Annotated in this window: 16 protein-coding genes and 1 tRNA gene; 2 read left to right on the top strand and 15 right to left on the bottom strand. The window is 57.8% G+C overall.

Annotation, left to right across the window (positions count from 1 at the left end):
• Nucleotides 1–17: 17 nt before the first annotated feature.
• The 11 genes from mnmE to ACTQY1_RS07905 form a co-directional block, all read right to left on the bottom strand.
• Nucleotides 18–1,388 (bottom strand): tRNA uridine-5-carboxymethylaminomethyl(34) synthesis GTPase MnmE, encoded by a 1,371-nt coding sequence (mnmE, locus tag ACTQY1_RS07955; protein WP_022488034.1) that lies wholly within the window; start codon nt 1,386–1,388, stop codon nt 18–20.
• 291 nt (nt 1,389–1,679) lie between these two features.
• Nucleotides 1,680–2,417 (bottom strand): RNA-binding cell elongation regulator Jag/EloR, encoded by a 738-nt coding sequence (gene jag / locus ACTQY1_RS07950; RefSeq protein ID WP_288310325.1) that lies wholly within the window; start codon nt 2,415–2,417, stop codon nt 1,680–1,682.
• 43 nt (nt 2,418–2,460) lie between these two features.
• Nucleotides 2,461–3,084 (bottom strand): YidC/Oxa1 family membrane protein insertase, encoded by a 624-nt coding sequence (locus tag ACTQY1_RS07945; RefSeq protein ID WP_022488036.1) that lies wholly within the window; start codon nt 3,082–3,084, stop codon nt 2,461–2,463.
• A gap of 26 nt (nt 3,085–3,110) precedes the next feature.
• Entirely contained in the window at nt 3,111–3,320 is a 210-nt protein-coding gene (gene yidD, locus ACTQY1_RS07940; protein ID WP_022488037.1) for a membrane protein insertion efficiency factor YidD, read from the bottom strand.
• A 15-nt stretch (nt 3,321–3,335) separates the two neighbouring features.
• The gene (gene rnpA, locus ACTQY1_RS07935; RefSeq protein WP_022488038.1) at nt 3,336–3,674 is read right to left on the bottom strand and encodes a ribonuclease P protein component; all 339 of its coding nucleotides are present in this window, start codon (nt 3,672–3,674) and stop codon (nt 3,336–3,338) included.
• 77 nt (nt 3,675–3,751) lie between these two features.
• The gene (gene rpmH, locus ACTQY1_RS07930; protein ID WP_075579283.1) at nt 3,752–3,886 is read right to left on the bottom strand and encodes a 50S ribosomal protein L34; all 135 of its coding nucleotides are present in this window, start codon (nt 3,884–3,886) and stop codon (nt 3,752–3,754) included.
• Nucleotides 3,887–4,026: 140 nt separating this feature from the next.
• Nucleotides 4,027–4,503, bottom strand: coding sequence for a pyridoxamine 5'-phosphate oxidase family protein (locus ACTQY1_RS07925; protein WP_154487992.1), 477 nt, complete (start codon nt 4,501–4,503; stop codon nt 4,027–4,029).
• A gap of 49 nt (nt 4,504–4,552) precedes the next feature.
• Nucleotides 4,553–5,965, bottom strand: coding sequence for an amidohydrolase (locus ACTQY1_RS07920; RefSeq protein WP_288310329.1), 1,413 nt, complete (start codon nt 5,963–5,965; stop codon nt 4,553–4,555).
• 62 nt (nt 5,966–6,027) lie between these two features.
• The gene (locus ACTQY1_RS07915; protein WP_441374033.1) at nt 6,028–7,086 is read right to left on the bottom strand and encodes a GTPase; all 1,059 of its coding nucleotides are present in this window, start codon (nt 7,084–7,086) and stop codon (nt 6,028–6,030) included.
• Nucleotides 7,083–8,141, bottom strand: coding sequence for a GTPase family protein (locus ACTQY1_RS07910; RefSeq protein WP_441374032.1), 1,059 nt, complete (start codon nt 8,139–8,141; stop codon nt 7,083–7,085). Before ACTQY1_RS07910 ends, ACTQY1_RS07915 begins: the two co-directional genes overlap by 4 nt.
• Nucleotides 8,142–8,154: 13 nt before the next feature.
• Complete coding sequence (locus tag ACTQY1_RS07905) at nt 8,155–9,096, bottom strand: asparaginase (RefSeq protein WP_022488043.1); 942 nt, start codon at nt 9,094–9,096, stop codon at nt 8,155–8,157.
• 184 nt (nt 9,097–9,280) lie between these two features.
• On the opposite strand from ACTQY1_RS07905, the gene ACTQY1_RS07900 reads away from it, so the two are divergent.
• The gene (locus ACTQY1_RS07900; RefSeq protein WP_441374031.1) at nt 9,281–10,456 is read left to right on the top strand and encodes a M48 family metallopeptidase; all 1,176 of its coding nucleotides are present in this window, start codon (nt 9,281–9,283) and stop codon (nt 10,454–10,456) included.
• A gap of 61 nt (nt 10,457–10,517) precedes the next feature.
• Here ACTQY1_RS07900 and ACTQY1_RS07895 read toward each other — a convergent pair whose 3' ends face one another.
• The 3 genes from ACTQY1_RS07895 to ACTQY1_RS07885 all read right to left on the bottom strand — a co-directional run bounded on the left by ACTQY1_RS07895 (nt 10,518) and on the right by ACTQY1_RS07885 (nt 12,640).
• Nucleotides 10,518–11,846 (bottom strand): uracil-xanthine permease family protein, encoded by a 1,329-nt coding sequence (locus ACTQY1_RS07895; RefSeq protein ID WP_154487995.1) that lies wholly within the window; start codon nt 11,844–11,846, stop codon nt 10,518–10,520.
• 9 nt (nt 11,847–11,855) lie between these two features.
• On the bottom strand, nt 11,856–12,440 hold the full coding sequence (locus ACTQY1_RS07890) for a xanthine phosphoribosyltransferase (protein WP_022488046.1): 585 nt from the start codon (nt 12,438–12,440) through the stop codon (nt 11,856–11,858).
• A 126-nt stretch (nt 12,441–12,566) separates the two neighbouring features.
• Nucleotides 12,567–12,640: transfer RNA gene (locus ACTQY1_RS07885), tRNA-Gly, on the bottom strand.
• A 213-nt stretch (nt 12,641–12,853) separates the two neighbouring features.
• Between ACTQY1_RS07885 and ACTQY1_RS07880 the strand changes: the two genes are divergently transcribed.
• Entirely contained in the window at nt 12,854–17,584 is a 4,731-nt protein-coding gene (locus tag ACTQY1_RS07880) for an EAL domain-containing protein (RefSeq protein ID WP_441374030.1), read from the top strand.
• 81 nt (nt 17,585–17,665) lie between these two features.
• On the opposite strand, the gene ACTQY1_RS07875 is transcribed toward ACTQY1_RS07880, so the two are convergent.
• Nucleotides 17,666–18,397 (bottom strand): gamma-glutamyl-gamma-aminobutyrate hydrolase family protein, encoded by a 732-nt coding sequence (locus ACTQY1_RS07875; protein ID WP_154487997.1) that lies wholly within the window; start codon nt 18,395–18,397, stop codon nt 17,666–17,668.
• Between the last annotated feature and the right edge of the window lie 278 nt (nt 18,398–18,675).

Below are 18,675 nucleotides of genomic sequence, written 5' to 3'. Positions count from 1 at the left end.
GCTGTTTTCCTCCGCTTTTACTTGCCCACACAGAACTGGGCAAAAATCTCATCGATGATTTCATCCGGCACATCTTCCCCGGTGATCTCCCCCAGGTCATGGAGGGCCTGGGTCAGGTCGATGGTAAGACAGTCATAGGGCAGGTGCTGCCGGGCCCCTGTCAGGGCATCCTCCAGGCTCTGGAGGGCCTTTTCCAGCAGGTTCTGCTGCCGGGCGTTCTGGGTCATGCTGCTGCTTTCGCTGTCAGAGCCTTCCCCGTACACGAAATCCCGGAGCCACTGTTCCACCTGGTCCAGGCCCCGGCCTTCCTTCACGGACAGGACGATCACATCCCTGTCCCCACAGGCTTTCCGGAGGGCTTCCACGTCCAGGGCCAGAGGCAGGTCCGCCTTGTTCACCAGGATTAGTTTCTTCCGGTCCCGGAGGCTGTCCAGCAGCTGCCGGTCCTCCGGATCCAGCGGCTGGGAGCCGTCCAGCACCACCAGGGCCAGCTGGGCATCTTCCAGGGCCGCCCGGGACCGTTCCACCCCGATCTTTTCCACCAGGTCGCTGGTGTCCCGGAGCCCGGCAGTATCGGTGAGCACCAGAGGGATCCCTCCGATGGTCATCTGTTCTTCAATGATGTCCCGGGTGGTGCCGGGGATGTTGGAAACAATGGCCCGGTCCGCCTGGAGCAGGCTGTTCAGCAGGCTGGATTTCCCCACATTGGGCCGGCCCACAATGGCAGTCCGCAGCCCTTCCCGGAGGATCCGTCCGGCAGTGCCCCGGCGTACCAGGGTCTCCACCGCCTGTTTTCCTTCTTCCAGGATGGACACAGTCCGGTCATAGGTCACTTCTTCAATATCGTCTTCCGGATAGTCGATGCAGGCTTCCAGCTGGACCACCAGATCCCGGAGCTTCTTCCGCAGGGCCTTCACCTGCCGGGACAGACCGCCCTGATGGCCCCGGTTGGCTGCCGCCAGGGCCTGCCGGCTCCGGGCGTTGATGATGTCCATGACGCTTTCCGCTTCCGCCAGGTCCAGACGGCCGTTCAAAAAGGCCCGTTTGGTGAATTCCCCCGGTTCCGCCGGCCGGGCCCCTGCCTGGAAGGTCAGGGACAGGATCTCCTGGAGGGCTTCCCGTCCTCCGTGGCACTGGATCTCGCACACATCCTCCCCGGTATAGGAATGGGGGCCGGGCATGTACACTGCCAGCACCTCATCCACCACCTGGCCTTTGCCGTCCCGGATATGGCCGTACAACAACTTCCGAGCGTTTTCCTTCCCCAGCTTTTCCCGGCCGTCGAACAGCCGGTCTGCAATGGCCAGGCTGTGGGGCCCGCTGATCCGGATCACCCCGATGGAGCCCACCCCCAGGGCAGTGGCAATGGCACTGATTGTATCATCCATCTTTTTTTCCTCCAAAAAAAGGGGTTGTTGCCTGAGCAACAACCCCTTGTCAATTGTCAATTGTCAATGGTCAATTGCCGAAGGAAAGAATCTGTCCTGTCAGACAGATTCTTTTATTATGCAAAAACATATCGTGCTTACTCTAGCAATGACTGTCTATTTTAAGACCAGGTTTGATTCAATCCAAAAAAATTTGCCTGCAAATTTTATCATCCGGCCACTGACCATTGACCATTGACGGGGGTGCTGCATATCCGCTTTTCATGTGCAGCACCCCCTCATGCAGTTCCATTATTTCAAATCAATGACCACTTTCCGGTAAGGTTCTTCCCCTTCGCTGTAAGTGGTCACCGCCGGATCGTTCTGGAGACTCATGTGTACGATCTTCCGTTCGTAGGGATTCATGGGTTCCAGCATGGCTTTTTTCCGGGTCCGTTTCACCCGGTCCGCCAGGTTCCGGGCCAGCCGTTCCAGGGTTTCCCGCCGGCGTTCCCGGTAGTTTTCCGCATCCAGGATGATCCGGTTCCAGTTCTTCCGTCCCCGGTTCCCGGCCAGGTTGGTCAGGTACTGGAGGGCATCCAGGGTCTGGCCGTGTTTGCCGATCAGCACGCCGATGCCGTCCCCGTGGATCTTCAGGATGATTTCCTCATCCTTCCGGCTGATGAATTTTTCGATGAGCAGATCCATGCCCATGGCCCGGAAGATTTCTTCCAGGAAGGCCTTGGCTGCCGCTGCTGCCGCCTGCCGTTCCTCTTCCCGGTCCTCCGGAGCCTTGGCATCCTCCTGGGGAACCGCTTCCGTCTTCTCCACAGGGGCTTCCGCTGCTTCCGGAGCCGCCGGAGCTTCCGGTTCCGCTTCCTTCACCGTTACCCGGACTTTGGCATCCCGGCCTCCGAACAGGCCCAGGAGGGAAGGTTTGGATTCTTCCAGGACTTCCACCTCCGCCTGGTCCCGGCTGACGCCCAGTTCGGCCAGCGCTGCCTTCACTGCATCCTCGACGGTTTTGCCCGTCTTTTCCACCATGTTCATCTTCAAGCCTCCTTACAGGCCCCGAGGCACCTGTTTTGTCTTCTTATTTCTTCCGGTCCAGCAGGAACTGCTGTCCAATCTGCATAATGTTCATGACTACCCAGTACAGCACCAGGCCCGCCGGGAACTTGAAGCTGATGTACCCGATGAACAGGGGCATGAAATACAGCATGACCTTCCCCTGGGGATTGTCAGAAGCCGGCATGGTCTGTTTGGACTGGATAAAAGTGGTCAGTGCGGACAGGATGGGCAGGATGTAATAGGGATCCGGATCCGCAATGCTCTGCATCCACAGGAAGGAACTGGGGCCTGCATACTGGAAATCCCGGATGCCATAGAAAATCCCGATCATGATGGGCATCTGGATCAGGAGAGGCAGGCAGCCTGCCAGGGGGTTCACCCCTTCGGCCTTGTACAGTTCGGACATTTTCTGGTTCAGGGTCACCTTGTCATCCTTGTACCGGGCCTGCAGCTCCTTCATCTTGGGCTGGATCCGGCTCATGGCCCGGGTGGACGAAATCTGTTTGGCGGTAAGGGGCCACAGGATCAGTTTGATCAGGATGGTCATGATGATGATGGCCAGGCCGTAGCTGGGTTCACCGATAAGACGGGTCAGTTCATAGATGTGGGCCACAACCTGTTGGACAAACGAGCTTAAAATTTCCAAAGTTCGACTCCTTTTCTTCCTGTCCGTTACGGTACAGGATCATATCCTCCCTTGTGGAAAGGATGACATTTGAGTATTCTCTTCACAGCCAGAAAGGATCCCTTCAGGAACCCGTATTTCCGGACTGCCTCCAGCGCATATTGGGAACAGGTGGGTACGAACCTGCACCGGGGCGGAAAACAGGGAGAAATCCATACCTGATAAAAACGGATCAGGGCAATGGCAATTGTTTTCATAGACCCTCCGGGGTTTTACAGCAGCCCGGCCTTTCTGGCCAGCCGCCGGAAAACTTCCTCGTAAACTTCATAGGGAGCGTGTGCCAGACGATGACGGGCTACCCAGACAATGGCGTGTTTCCCCTTCAGACGGGCCTGTTCCTTCCGGAACACCTCCCGCATCCGGCGCTTTACCTGGTTCCGCAGCACAGCATGTCCCAGCTTTTTGCCCACAGCCGTCCCCAGCTGGTTCTCTCCGTTTTCGGAAGGGAGCACGTAAAAGACCCCGTACCGGTCCGCAAAGGAACGGCCTTTTTCATAGACCTCCTGGAACCGCTGGTGGGACTTGACCCGGTTGGCCTGGGTATATTTCATTGGAGGAACATTCTGTTCCAAAGTCCTGCACCTGCCTTGTAGTAAAATAGGCCGCGAAGAGCGGCCTATCTTGATCTTTATGCAGACAATCTCTTTCTGCCTTTTGCACGTCTTCTTTTCAAGACTTGTTTACCACCCAGAGTCTTCATTCTTTCTCTGAAGCCATGAGTCTTTTTTCTCCGATTGTTATTCGGTTGAAAAGTTCTCTTCATGTTCCTAACCCTCCCTTGCCTCCAAAGATACGTCAAGATCTATAATAAGTAAATCGTTTGACAGCTCATATCATTATAAGAGGAAAAAGGGAGGGTGTCAATATATTTACAAAGAAAAGAGGAGAAAATGACTGATTTTTTTACTTTTCATGGACCCGTTTCCCGGTAATGTGTTCCGGCACCAGTTCCAGCATGGTCACCCGGCTGGCCGCCCGGGCCATCACCTGGTCCACTTCCTCCGCCGAAGGGTAGTATTTCAGGCCGATCTGCCGCAAAAGGGCCATGGCCCGTTCCGGATCCTCCAGCACATGGAGCCGGCCGAACACGATCACCGACCGGACTGTGTAAGCCCAGTCCCCCGGGAGCTTCACTCCGGCATCGTGGACGCAGAAAGACACTTTGTCACAGCGCCGGATGGCATCGATCTTGTGGCCTTCCCCGGCTCCGTGGAAATAGATCCGGCCAGTTTCCCGGTGGTAATAATAGTTGATGGGCAGGGCATAGGGATACCCCTCATCCCCGGCCAGAGCCAGAGTCCCCCGTTTTTCCTCTTCCAGCACCTTCCGGCATTCCTCTTCCGGAAGGGCCTGTTTGAATCGCCGCATGGGACGAAACATGGTATCAGCCTCCTTTGTGTAAAGGGCTGCTGTCTCTGCAGCAGCCCCCTTATTTTCCATACCCTCTGGGCATCACGTCCGGAGGGATGGGACACTGGTAAGTGCGGCCGGCCATGCGCTTTTCCAGTTCGGCCCGGGCTTCCTGCAGCACCGCCGGCTGTTCATAAAGGGTCCGGGCCCCTTCCGCCAGCACCCGGGCAGCGAAGAAGCAGCCCTTCAGGGCCACGGTGCCCTTGTCCTGGGCCACCCACTGCCAGGAATGGGCACTGGTGCCGATGGCAAAGCAGGCGGCGGCAAACTGGGCCAGAGGAGTCACATAACTTACATCCCCGGTATCCGAAGACCCCATGGCCACCGCGTTGGTGGGCTGGTAGGGCAGGATATAAGCTCCGGTGGGGTCCTTCCGGATCAGTTCCTCCCGGAGTTCCGGATCCGGGAAAGGCGCCATCCCGGGATCCTGCCACACCCGTTCCGGAGCCAGCTGGTCCTGGAACTTCTTCAGGAAAGCTTTTTCTGCTTCCGTACGGAGGGGAGCGCCCACCTGGACCATGGCATCATGCAGCACTTTTCCCAGGGTCCGGTTGGGCACCAGGTTGGACACTGCCTTGTCGAACCGGACGGACAGCTCCGTTTCCGTCATGAGAGCCGCCCCCCGGGCAATGTTCACCACCCGGTCATACAGCCGTTTGGTCTCTTCATTGGTCCGGGAGCGGACCAGATACAGCACTTCCGCCTTGGGTTGTACAACGTTGGGTGAAACCCCGCCGGTATCCAGGATGGCATAGTGGACCCGATCATAATCCGCCATATGCTCCCGCATATAGTTGACTCCCACATCCATAAGTTCCACCGCGTCCAGGGCGCTCCGGCCGTTCTGGGGAGCAGCCGCCGCATGGGCCGCCCGGCCCCGGAAGGTGAAGGCCGCCTGGATGTTGGCCTGGTTGGATCCCACCATCACTTCGTTCTGGGTCCCGGGATGCCAGGTAAGGGCTGCATCCACGTCAGCAAAAGCTCCTTCCCGGGTCAGGTAAGTTTTGCCGCTGCCCCCTTCTTCCGCCGGGCATCCATAGACCCGTACGGTTCCCCGGCCGGGATGGGCGGCCAGGTAATCCTTCAGGAGAAGGCCTGCCCCCACTGCCGCCGTGCCCAGAAGGCAGTGGCCGCAGCCGTGGCCGTTGGGATTCCCTTCCCGGGGCTTCTCCTCCCAGATCCCGTCTTCCTGGCTGAGACCGCTCAAGGCATCATATTCTCCCAGGATGGCGATCACCGGCTTCCCGCTGCCGTATTCCGCCACAAAGGCGGTGGGCATGTGGGCCAGTCCCCGGGTCACCTGGAAGCCGTGACGCTCCAGCAGGTCCTCCATAGCCTGGGCGGACTGGAATTCCTGGAATTTCAGTTCCGCAAAGTCCCAGATACAGGCATTCAGTTTCTCCAGTTCCTTTTCATAGGGTTCCAGATTCATAGGTTTCGACCTCCCTTTTTCTTAAACAACTATTGTACAACCATTGCCGGACACAGGTTGTTTTACTTCTTCCCCGGCTTGTCCCGTCGGGCGTCCAGCTCGTCCAGAAGCCGTTCCCGGGCCAGTTCATAGCAGGCATCGATATAGGTGAGCCCTGCCTGGCGCACCAGCTGGTACCCCAGGAGAGCCGAAGCTGCCTGGCCCACCACCGGTACCGCCTTCAAGAAACTCCGGGCGGCGAATTTCCGGCCCAGGGTCTTGATGATCACCTTGATCCCTTCCTTGCTCATGCCCCCCAGGACCATGGCCTTGTCCCGGAGGGACACCTTCCGGCTGCCGTGGATCAGTTCCGGGGTGATCCCGAAGGCATCCCGGATGCATCCGTACATCTGGTACAGGATCAGAAGGTCCACTGCCGCATCCACCCCGATGATGGGATTGATCCCGTTGTAGGCGGCGTAGGTGGAACTCCGGCGCACATAGCTCCGGGCCGCTTCCCGTTTGGCATCCAGCTGCTGCCGGGTCCGGGCCTCTGCGGTGAGGATGTACTTCTCCCGCCGGGCCGCAGGAATTTTCCGGATGATGGCGTCATTCAGTTCATCCAGCCCCGAAGGGGCATCCTTCCGGGCACACACAAAGACCAGTTCAAAGTCTTCCCGGCCCAGCTGTCCGGACACATCCCGGCGGATGGCCTCTTCGCTTTCCTCCAGGCTCAGCCCCTCCTCATAGATCAGGTCCGTCTTGTTCCGGACAAAGATACAGGGCTTGCCCTGGGCGGTCAGCTGCCGGAACAGTTCCGTATCCCCCTGGTGGAGCTTGTCGGAGAATACGCACAGGAACATATCATACTTGAAAAGATGGAATTGTTCTATGAACTCATTCCAGGGAAAGGATTTTGTTCCATAGCCCGGCAGATCGATAAAGGTGGCATCCCCGTGCTCCACCAACAACGGCTCCCGGGTGGTGTCCGTTTCCACCCCCACCGGGGCTGCCTGGTAGCCGCAGATGGCATTGATCAGGCTGGACTTCCCGGAGCCCGGCTGTCCGAACAGCACAATGGTCACATTCTCCTGATCCAGGTTCTTCAGTTTTTCTCTGATGGCATTTCCGTCTTTTGTCATGGTTCCCCCATCTGGATTTCCGCCTGGAGCCGTTCCAGGGCGTACTCCCAGCAGGCATCGATGTATTTTTCACCTAAAAAGTACATGCTTCCGGCGTTGAAGCCCATTACTGCCGCGCCTCCCACCACCGGGATCACTTTGGCCACTTTCCCGGAGGCCTTTTTCCGCAGGAGCCAGGTCAGCCCCTTGGTCACCCGTTCTCCGGTGACTCCTTCCGCCAGTTTCTTCACCACCTGGGAACTGGGCCCTTCCGGCTGGACTTCCTTTTCGCTGACCCCGAAGGCTTCCCGGATGGCCCGGTACAGGCTTTTCAGGATCTGGCTGTCAAGGGCCGCGTCCATGCCGATCACCGGGTTCAGGCCGTTGGCCGCCGCCAGGACCATGAATTTCTTCAGGGACCGTTCCGCCGCCTTCCGCTTCACCAGCAGGGCTTCTTCCGTATAGGCTTTGGCATGGCGGAAGAACCGGTCCCGCTGGGCTTCCGGCAAAAGCGCCCCCATGGCCCGTTCCAGTTCCGGGATCCCCCGTTCCGCCGCCGGCCGGTTCCGCCGGCAGCTGGTGAATACCACCTGTTCCCGGGGTCCCACCAGATGGTGGACATCCCGGGTGATCTTCTCCTCCAGCTCTTCCAGGCTGCAGGAAGGATCGTAGAGCCCGTCGCATTTGTTCCGGACAAACAGACACACCCGGCCGGTCCGGGCGATCTTCCCGAAAAATTCCACATCCGCCTCATGGAGCTTTCCGGCGAACACGCACAGGAACAGGTCGTACTGGAGAGGATTAAAAGCGCTGAAATAGGCATTTTCCGGGAACAGGCTGGTGTCATAGCCGGGCAGGTCCACATAGATCACATCCGGACACTCCACGCTCTGGGCCTGACGGGTGGTGTCCGTGTCCTGGCTCACCCGGGCCACCCGCTGGCCGGCCAGTTCATTGATCAGGGAGCTTTTCCCGGCTCCCGGCTGCCCGAAGAGGCAGATCTTGATTTTATGGTCCCGTTCCCGCTGCCAGGCCTGCAGGAACTGTGACACCAGGGCTTTGGCATCTCCGGCCATACGATTCCCTCCTTTATGCTTCTTCCGTTTCGTTGGCCAGGCTCCACATAAGCCGAGTCACGGCCGCTTCCAGGGTCATGGGGCCCCCGGATTCCACTCCGGCCTGGGCCGCCAGGATCCCCATGGGATACAGGGACAGATCCACCCCGTCAAAAAGGCACTGGCTGACGCACACCACCCGGACGCCTTTTTTGATGGCCCGGCGGATGGCCGGCAGGAAGTTCTGCTGGTCCGTGTTCACCCCGCCGGCTCCGTAGCATTCCAGCACCAGGCCCTTGTAGCCCCGGTCCACCGCATAATCGATGATATCCGGTTTCAGCCCGGGAGTCATGGTCACCGCCATCACCCGGGGTTCCAGTTTCTCTTCCACCCGGAAGCCACCCACGTTTTCCCGGCTGGGCAGGTTCTTTTTGACCCCCTCCTTGCCGAAATACAGTACGGGAGCTTCATTGACACTTTCAAAGGCATTGGGGTTCCGGGTGAAGATCTTCTTGGCGCAGTCCCCTTTGATCACCTTGTTCCCGAAGGCCACGAACACCCCGGGCAGACCGCTGGCCGCCACGGAAAAAGCCAGTTCCAGGTTGCTCCGGGCATCGCTGTTGGTAAGGCTGAGGGGGACCTGGGCCCCGGTGAGCACCACCGGCTTCCCCAGATTGATCAGCATCCGGCACAGGGCGCTGGAGGTATAGGCCAGGGTATCGGTGCCGTGGGTGAGCACAAAAGCGTCATAATCGCTGTAATTGTCCCCAATCAGCCGGGCCCAGGCGCTCCAGTGGGCCGGTTCCAGATTGCTGCTGTCCAGGAGGGTCAGATCCCGGACGGTGATCTCTCCCAGGGTCCGGAGTTCCGGCACCTGTTTCAGGATGTCCTCTCCCTTCAGGGTAGGTTCCAGGCCTTCATCGGTTACCGTACAGGCAATGGTGCCGCCAGTGGTCAGAAAGAGTATTTTTTTCATGGATTTCTGGTTCTCCTTGTTCTATAATCTATAGAAACAATTATATCATATGTGGGTCATCCAGACAGAGGAAGTGACAGGTTTCCCAGATTTTTCAAGGTTGTATATGGTTGTTTTGATATAAAACAATGGTTGTTTTATGGTTGTTTATATATTTTCTGTTACCTTTGGAGGGGGAATTCCCATGATCTGTCTGCACACCCGAAATCTGAAGAAAAAGCTGGCCCTGGCCCTGTCCGGCCTGGTCCTGACCACATCCCTGACCCTGTCCGCCCTGCCGACAGCGGAAGCCTTTGACTGGAGCAATGCCATCGGCTCCATCGTCCTGGTGTCCGCCCAGTACAGCATGCTGAACAAGCAGGTGGCCTACCTGGACGGCAAGGGCCGAGGAGAATACCTGGACCAGATCAAGCAGCAGGAAGGGGTCAATGAGGATCCGGAAGCCAATGCCATGCTGGACCGGGTCATGGGCCGGCTGTCCGCCGCCATTGCCAAGACCGATCCTTCCATCGAAAAGAATCCCTATCATTATTTTGTCAACAACAGCACCAAATTCAATGCTTACTGCACCCTGGGCCACAATGTATCTGTAAACATGGGCCTGTTCACCACCCTGAACTACAACGAGGACGAACTGGCCTTTGTATTGGGCCATGAACTGGGTCACGGGGAGCAGCACGACCCGGCCAACGGAGTGAAGCGTACCTTCCCCATTGCCCTTCTGGCAGCCGTGGCCGGCAGCCAGAGCAATATGCTGGAAGCAGTGGGCACCAACCTGCTGGCCAACCTGGGCAGTGCCAAGCTGGTGACCCTGCCTATGGAAAAGAAAGCAGATGAGCTGGGCTTCACCTACGCCACGGAAGCCGGGTACAACCCGGGAGCCGGCAGTGCCCTGTGGCAGCGGGTAATGGAAAAGATGGGCAACAACCGGGAAACCTTCCTGGGCACCATCTTCATGCCCAGCGACCATCCCAACAACGGATCCCGCCGGGACAAGTATACCCAGCGGCTGTATGAATACAGCGGAAAACATGTGAATGTGGACAAAAAGACCGGGGCCATCCTGGTGAACAAAAAGGACCTGGGGCTGGTCCAGCCCGGAGGGGATATGAGCAGCCGGGAGCGGACCTACCTGGTGGCCGGCAGCCTGGCCAAATTCTACCACGAACAACCCAATACACAACCTTCTGCTGAACAGGATGGCAGCAATCTCTACTTCGGCGGCCAGCGGATCATGAGCCTCCAGTATGGGGACAACGGAGCCCAATGGGTGGAAAAGCTGAACCAGGCGGCGAATAAAGGAAAACAACCGGTTAAACAACCGGTTGTTTCGAATAAAAAAGAAGGCTCCTCACGCTAACGTGAGGAGCCTTCTGGTCGCGGGCCGCGACCGGGCTGCTGCACGCTGCGTGCAGCAGCCCTTATTTCATCTCATCCGGCAGGATCAGATTCAGCACTACGGCCACCACGAACACTACCGCCACGCAGTTTTCTGCGAAGACGCTTTTCATCAGGTCCGGGAAAATCTTAAAGATGGAGGGATTCTGGGTGAAGCCGATGCCGATGGACAGGCTCAGGGCAGCGATGATCATGTTCCGCTGGCTGTAGCCGCAGCTGCCCAGCATCCGGACCCCGCTGACCACAATGGACCCGAACATCATCAGGGTGCAGCCTCCCAGCACCGCTTCCGGCAGGGAAGCCAGGATCACTCCCAGCACCGGGAACAGTCCGGCCAGGATCATAATGGCGGCCCCGCTGGCCACGGCCTTCCGGTTCACCACATGGGTCATGGCAATGAGCCCCACGTTCTGGCTGAAGGACGTAATGGGCAGACAGCCGAACAGGGAGGACAGGGCACTGATGAACCCGTCCACTCCGATGGACCCTTCGATTTCCTTATCCGTGGCATTCCGGCCGAAGCCCATCACCGTCAAGGCAGAGGTATCCCCCAGGGTTTCCGTGGCAGACACCAGGAAAATCAGGAATACGGAAAAAATGGCATCCGGATGGAATTCCAGCCCATAGGGCAGAGGCTGGGGCAGGGAAAACAGCCCGGCGGAACTGATCTTGGACAGATCCACCATACCGTAGAAAAAAGCGGTGATGTACCCTACCACCAGGCCAAACAGCACGGACAGCTGCTTGTAGAAGGATTTGGCCTTGATGTTGAACAGCAGACAGGAAACCAGGGTCACGGTACCCACGATCATGTAGGGAGCTTCCCCGAAATGGGGATTCCCGAAGCCGCCTCCGAAGGAATTGGCCCCGATCCCCAGCAGGGAGAACCCGATGGAGGTCACCACGCTGGCGGACACAATGGGAGGGATGAACCGGCGCCACCACCGGGCAATGAGCCCCAGGCACCCTTCCAGACAGCCCCCTACCAGAGCCGCCCCCAGGATGGCCCCATAGCCGTATTTGGCTCCGATGACGCAGAAGGTGGACACAAAGGTGAAGCTGATCCCCATGATAATGGGCAGCCGGCTGCCCAGAGGCCCCACCGGGAACATCTGGAACAGGGACCCTACCCCGGCCATGATCATGGCCGCCTGGATCAGGGCCGCCGCCTGTTCCGTAGGCATCTTTACCGCCCCGGTGACGATCAGGATGGGAGCGATGTTGGCCACGAACATGGCCAGTACATGCTGGAGTCCGAAAGGCGCCGCTTTCTTCAGGGAGATTTTTCCATCAAACTGGTAAATCGGGTCAGTGCCAGTCTGGGCCGGTTCCTGGATCTTTTCTTCTTCCATGGCGCCCCCTTACCGGAATACGATGGTGCCGGTGGCCGCATCCATCTTTTCGATGATGGCCAGGCTCTTTACATCATAGCCTTTCTTCCGCAGGGCGTCCCCGCCTCCCTGGAAGCCTTTTTCGATGGCGATGCCCACCCCTTCCACTTCGGCGCCGGCCTGGTGGACCAGGTCGATAAGGCCTTCCACCGCGCAGCCGTTGGCCAGGAAGTCATCGATGATCAGTACATGGTCCCCTGCGTTGAGATACTTCTTGGAAACGATTACATGGTTCACCTTGTTGTGGGTAAAGGATCTGATTTCCGTGCTGTACACTTCTTTGTCCATGTTGCTGCCGGCGCTTTTCTTGGCAAACACCACCGGCACCCGGAAATGGACTGCCGTCAGGCAGGCAATGCCGATGCCGGAAGCCTCGATGGTCAGGATCTTGCTGATGGGCCGGTCCTTGAACAGCTGATAGAATTCTTCTCCCAGCTTGCTGATAAAGGGCACATCGATCTGGTGGTTCAGGAAACTGTCCACCTTCAGCACATCCCCGCTTTTGATAATGCCGTCCGCCAGGATCTTTTTCTGCAGTAAATTGTACTCCGCCATGTCTTCCTCCCGTTTCTTCCAGACAAATCAAATTCGTTTTCTGTAAAAGATAATTATATCATACCCTGGCTCCTGAGAAAACAAAAAAAGGCTGTTGCCTCAGCAACAGCCTTCCGTCTTTCAATATGGAGCGGGCAATGGGAATCGAACCCACCTCTAAAGCTTGGGAAGCTTTCATTCTACCAATGAACTATGCCCGCATCAGATAAATTGTATTTTAGCAAATTTTTTCTTTTTTGTAAAGGGTGATCAGCATTTTTTCTTTCCGCTGGCAATTAACTCCCCCAGTTAACTTTTTCTGGCAGAACCCCCCAGATGGAGTATAATATAAAGATATGATTATGGATATATGACCGGACACACTGCTTCCACAGCGGTTTCCGGATCTGTTACAGGCAAAGAGGGGGATTTTTTTGAATACACCGGGCAAATTCCAGGAACTCCACAGTTTTTACGATACCCTGCCCAGCGGGATTTGTCTTTTTACCACCCAGGGATCAGAACAGATCCTTTTTGTGAACCCGGGCTTCCTGTCCCTGTATTCCTGCACCACTGAAGAGGAATTCCAGGTCCTTACCGGAGGCACCTTCCAGGGCATGGTGGATCCGGAAGACTACCAGCCCCTGGAAACCCTGGGCCAGAAGGCCGCCGCTGTCTCTCACCAGGAAACCGGCATGACCCAGATTTACCTGACCTTCCGGATCAAGACCCGGGAAGGCCATTTCCGGCGGATAGAAGGGACCCTGTCCAAAGGCACCCTGCCCCAGGTGGGTACCGTATGGATCATGAACCTGGTGAGCAGCTCCCAGAAAGTGCTGGTCCGGAAACAGGATCCGGTCACCGGGCTTATGGGGGTCCGTGCCTTCTACCAGACTGCCCTGAACCTGTCCCTGGAAAAAAAGGCCCAGGGCAGACTGAAATCCTACAACCCGGTATACCTGAACCTGACCAACTTCAAATTGTACAATGCCACCTGGGGGATCCAGGCCGGGGACAACCTGCTCCGGTCCGTGGCCAGCATCCTCCAGTCCCTGTTCCCGGGCCAGCTGATGACCCGGCTTACCGGGGACGGATTTGTGCTCCTGGCTCCGGCGGAAAAGCTCCGGGACAAACTCCAGGAAGCCGCCCGGCAGGTGGACCAGTGCACCGGCAACCCCACCATCCAGCTGAAGGCAGGAATCTATCCCCCCAATGAAAAAGCTTCCCTGACGGATCTGCGCCATGCCTTCGACATGGCCAAATTCGCCTGCGATTCCATCAAGAAAAACGCCATCCAGTCCTGGGCTGTCTATACCCCGGAACTGGCCGCCCAGCAGGAGACCCGGGTCTTTGTGCTGGAAAACTTCTCCCGGGCCCTCCAGTCCGGCCAGATCCAGGTGTACTACCAGCCCATTATCCGGAGCCTTACGGGCAAACTGTGCAGCCTGGAGGCCCTGGCCCGATGGATCGATCCGGAACGGGGGATGATCTCTCCGGGGATCTTTGTGCCCATCCTGGAAGAAGCCCGGCTGATCCACCAGCTGGATCAGTATGTACTGAGCCAGGCCGGCAAACTGCTCCGGGAACAGCGGCGGAACCACCAGCCCATGATCCCCATTTCCGTGAACTTCTCCCGGGTGGATTTCCTGGTCACCGACCCCTTCCAGCTGGTGGAAAAAGTGGTACGGAAATACGGGCTCCAGCGGAACTTCCTGTGCATTGAAGTCACGGAAAGCGCTCTGGTCCAGCATTCCTCCCACATTTTCCAGACCCTCCAGAAATTCCACAACAGCGGCTACAAAATCTGGCTGGACGATTTCGGCAGTGCCTACTCCTCCCTGAACGTGCTCCACAACTACCATTTCGATGAGCTGAAGATCGATCAGGCCTTCCTGAAGAACCTGAACGACAAGGGGAAGGAAATCATCACCTCCATCGTGCTCATGGCCAAGACCCTGGGAGTCCATACCCTGGCAGAAGGCGTGGAAACGGAAGAACAGCTGGCCTTCCTGAAAAAGATCGGCTGTGAAAAGATCCAGGGATTCTACTACAGCCGTCCCCTGCCCTACGAAAAGCTCCTGACCCATCTGATGAAAATGCACATCAAGCCGGAAAACAGCCTGGAAAACCAGTGCTATGAACAGGCCGGTCTCATGAACGTGGTGTCCGAAGCCCCCCTGGGCCTGTTCCGATATACCCGGAAATACGCCACCCTGCTGTACATCAACGAGGCCTGCCAGAAGGTTCTGGCCAGTGTGGGCACCCATTCCCTGGAAGAAGCCAATGAGAACCTGCTGGATCCCGCCTATCCCTTCCGGGACAAGTTCCGGATGTTCCTGGACCAGGTGGCGGACAGCACCGCCACCCATTCCCTGGTATATGTGGACAACGGTCAGTACATCCGGATCAAGGCCCGGAAAATCATGGGCAATCCCCAGTTCTGTCTGGGCCGGCTGGAAATCCAGAACATCACCTTTGACAAAAACACCCGGCTCCACCACAAACTGGACAAACTGTTCCGGAACCTGGTGCTCATATACGACTCCCTGATGTATCTGGATATCGGGAAAGACCAGGTCCAGGTGCTCCAAAGCTCCGTGCCTTCCCTGAACAGTGACGCCGTTTATCCGGACATTGCCGGCTTCCTGGCCCGCTACGCCAAGAAATTCGTCCATCCGGACGACCGGGAAAAATTTCTCCAGTTCACAGATCCGGACAGTCTCCACGCCCAGGGCCGGGAACAGGGCCGGGTGGATGTCGAAGACCAGTTCCGGATCCGCCGGCCTGACGGAAACTACCGGTGGATGATTTTCCAGGCCATGTTCCTGTACAAAGATCCCACCCGGAACATCCTGCTGACCGTCCAGGACAATGTGTGGGAACGGAAGGATCTGGCCACCCGCCGGAAAGAACTGCCTCTGTTCAACATGTCCCTGGGAGTCCCTCTGGAAAAGATACCCCAGACGGAACACGACTACCAGACCCTGCTGTGGAATGCGGTGCGCACCTCCCCCCTGAAATTCTTCTGGAAGGACAGCCAGCGCCGGTTCCGGGGCGCCAGCCGCTCCTTCCTGAAATTCTACGGCCTGGAAGAAAAGGACATCCTGGGGAAAACCGACGAGGAAATGGGCTGGCACCCCATGCCCGACACCTTTCAGAACGATGAGGAAGAGGTGGTGCATCAGGGCCGGACCATTACCCAGCACCTGGGGACCTGCATTGTCCGGGGAGTCCCCCATCCCATTGTAGCCACCAAATCCCCTCTGTACAAAGGGAATCAGATTGTGGGACTTTTGGGCTATTTTGACGATCTGGAGAACTATCCCGCCCAGGCGGAACTGATCCGGGACCTGAATCTGAAAGATCCGGAAACCGGCTTTCTCAGCTACCGGGGCATGCTGGAAGCCGGCCTCCAGTATGCGGATTCCTGGCGGTACCAGCAGGATGACTATGCCGCCTTCCTGCTGGACATTCCGGAATTCGACCAGTTCCGCCGGACCTACGGGCCGGAAGCGGGCCGGAAACTGCTGACCAAAGTGGTGGAAACCTTCCAGCATCTCCATCTTCCCACCATTTCCCTGGCTCACATCGGCAGCTGCTGCTTCCTGGGCTTTACCAAGACCACCCTGAAGGACCAGCTGGACAGCCAGATCCAAAAGCTGACCCAGGCCATCCACAGCATTACGGAAGTGGACGGCTACAGCTGCACCCTGTACCTCCAGTATGCCCTGGCCCGGGGATCGGAAGTGGACAACCTGGACAACCTGCTGGCCCTTCTCACGGAACGGCTGAAGGAATCCCGGGATCAGCGGTACGGGGAATCGGTGTTCATCGGAGACCGGATCGTCTTTGACCGGGAAAAATTCGACACCATGGACGAACTGGTGATGATCAGCGATCCGGAAACCTATGAGATGGTCTACATGAACCAGGCTGCCCAAAAGGCCTACCACGTGGACGGGCCCCGGGAGTATAAAGAGAAAAAATGCTACGAACTGCTGGAAGGACAGAAGGCCCCCTGTGCCTACTGTCCCCTGTCCATCCTCCGGCAGGACCGGTTCCACACCGCCACCCATCACAGTGTGAAATCCGGCCTGGACCTTCTGGTCCGGGATACTCTGGTACCCTGGCGGGGGCGGGTGCTCCACTTCTCCATGGCCCTGAACCTGAAGGAATATGTGGATATGGACATTGCCCGGAACGATCTGATCTTCCGGGAAGCCGCCGCCAATGACGCGATTGCCATCGGTCTCCGGGAAGAAGATCCGGACCTGGGGATCCAGAAAATGATCATCCAACTGGCGGAAAACATGGGAGCGGAACGGTTCTACATTTTTGAGGAAGGCCCCGATGACACGGTGAGCGCCACCTATGAATGGGTCCGGAAAGGGCTGGAACCCATGAAGGATCAGCTCCAGCACGTACCCAAAAAAGACGTACAACTGTTGTACAACTCCTTTGACAAGGAACAACTGGCCCTGATTCCGGATATGCCCCAGCTGCTGGCCAAACAACCGGATTTCCATCTCCGGATTCCCGGAATCCGCAGCATTGTGTCCGGCCATCTCACCCAGGGGGAACGGTCCCTGGGGTATACGGAAGTGGTGAACCCCACCCCGGATACCTTCCGGTCCGCCAGCCTGCTGTTGTCCACCCTGACCCGGTTCTTTGCCATTATGCTCCGGATCCGGAACAACCGGCGGACTCTCCAGGCCAACAGCCGGACGGACCAGCTCACCGGCCTGGGGAACCGGTATGCCTTCCACGACACCATTGCCTCCCTGCCCAGTGGACAGGATCTGGTCTTTGTGTTCGGGGACATCAACGGCCTGAAGCGGGTCAACGACACCCAGGGCCATGAAACGGGAGACCGGCTGATCCGTTCCGCCGCCCAGGTACTGGACGAAATGAAGGGCCTGGGAAAGGTGTTCCGGATGGGGGGCGATGAATTCCTCCTGATCCGGGAAATCGACGCTCCAGCAGAGGCTGAGGAGCTGATCCACAGCCTGAAGGACAGGTACAAAGCCCGGGGCATCAGCGTGGCCCTGGGCGCCGTCACCTGCCGGACCCCCATCCCCGACGTGGACCAGATCCTCACCCAGGTGGACCGGAAGATGTACAAGGACAAGGGCGTGATGTACGGAAGGAGAAGTACAGATAGATAAACAGGGCTGCTGGGTACGCAGCAGCCCTGTCAGCGGTCAGCGGCCATTGACCGCTGACAAGAAAAGGTGTGAAGCAGCGCTTCACACCTTTTCTTTTACCCGTGCCAGGAAATCCTCGAACAGCTTCAGCTGTTCCGGATGCTCCTGCCACATGTTTTCCGGATGCCACTGGACGGCTACCACCTGCTTGTGGTCGTGGGATTCCACACTTTCCTGGACCCCGTCAGGAGCCACGGCGGTAACTTCCAGGGCCTCTGCGACCCGGTGGATGGCCTGATGATGCCGGGAGTTGACATAAGCCTTTTCTCCCAGGGACCCAAACAGGCTGCTGCCGGGAACCAAAGTCACATGATGGGTGGGATACCCTCCCGGTGCCCCCTGGGAATGACGGATGGTGCACTGGGGATCCTCACTGGGCAGATCCTGGTACACATTCCCTCCCAGAGCGATGTTGATCAGCTGGCAGCCCCGGCAGATGCCGAAAATGGGTTTTCCGGCCTGGTAGAAGGCCCGGAACAGCTCCAGTTCGAACAGATCCCGTTTGTAGTTGGTCCGGCCGATCTTCCACTTGGGTTCCTCCCCGAACAGAGTGGGATCCACGTCCGGCCCTCCGGGGATGATCAGCCCGTCAAACAGGTCCACATAGTCCTCCCCCCGGGCTCCGGGCACATCTGGAAGCACCACCGGGATGGCCCCCAGCCGGGCGATTACTTCCACCAGTCCCCGGGGGGCAAAAGGCGCCTCCACCAGGTTGGTCACCTCCGATGCATAAGGATAGGTATCCGCCGTAATGGCAATGCGGCATTTGCTCATAAGTTTCCTCCTTCCGCCGGTTTCCCGGCGCTGCAGTTGGTTCCATTATAGGAAATTGCGAAAGGAGATGCAAGGCTGCGGCTTCCCAGCATCCCTTTTCCACAGAACGCACGTTCACAAATCCCCCGTCCGGCCTGTATTTCCGGGGTTTTCCCCAAAGTTGTCCACACCTGTGGATAACTTTCTGTGGAAAACTCCCTTTCCTGTGGAAAACTCCCTGGAGCCAGGTTTTCTGCGGGTTCCCCCCTCTTGCTCCCGGCACTTATCCACATGCCGGG

The sequence above is a fragment of the Acidaminococcus sp. HCP3S3_G9_1 genome, assembly GCF_052122455.1.
Taxonomy (GTDB): domain Bacteria; phylum Bacillota; class Negativicutes; order Acidaminococcales; family Acidaminococcaceae; genus Acidaminococcus.
The sequence above is the reverse complement of the archived record's forward strand: the minus strand, read 5'-3'. Positions and strand labels throughout refer to the sequence as shown.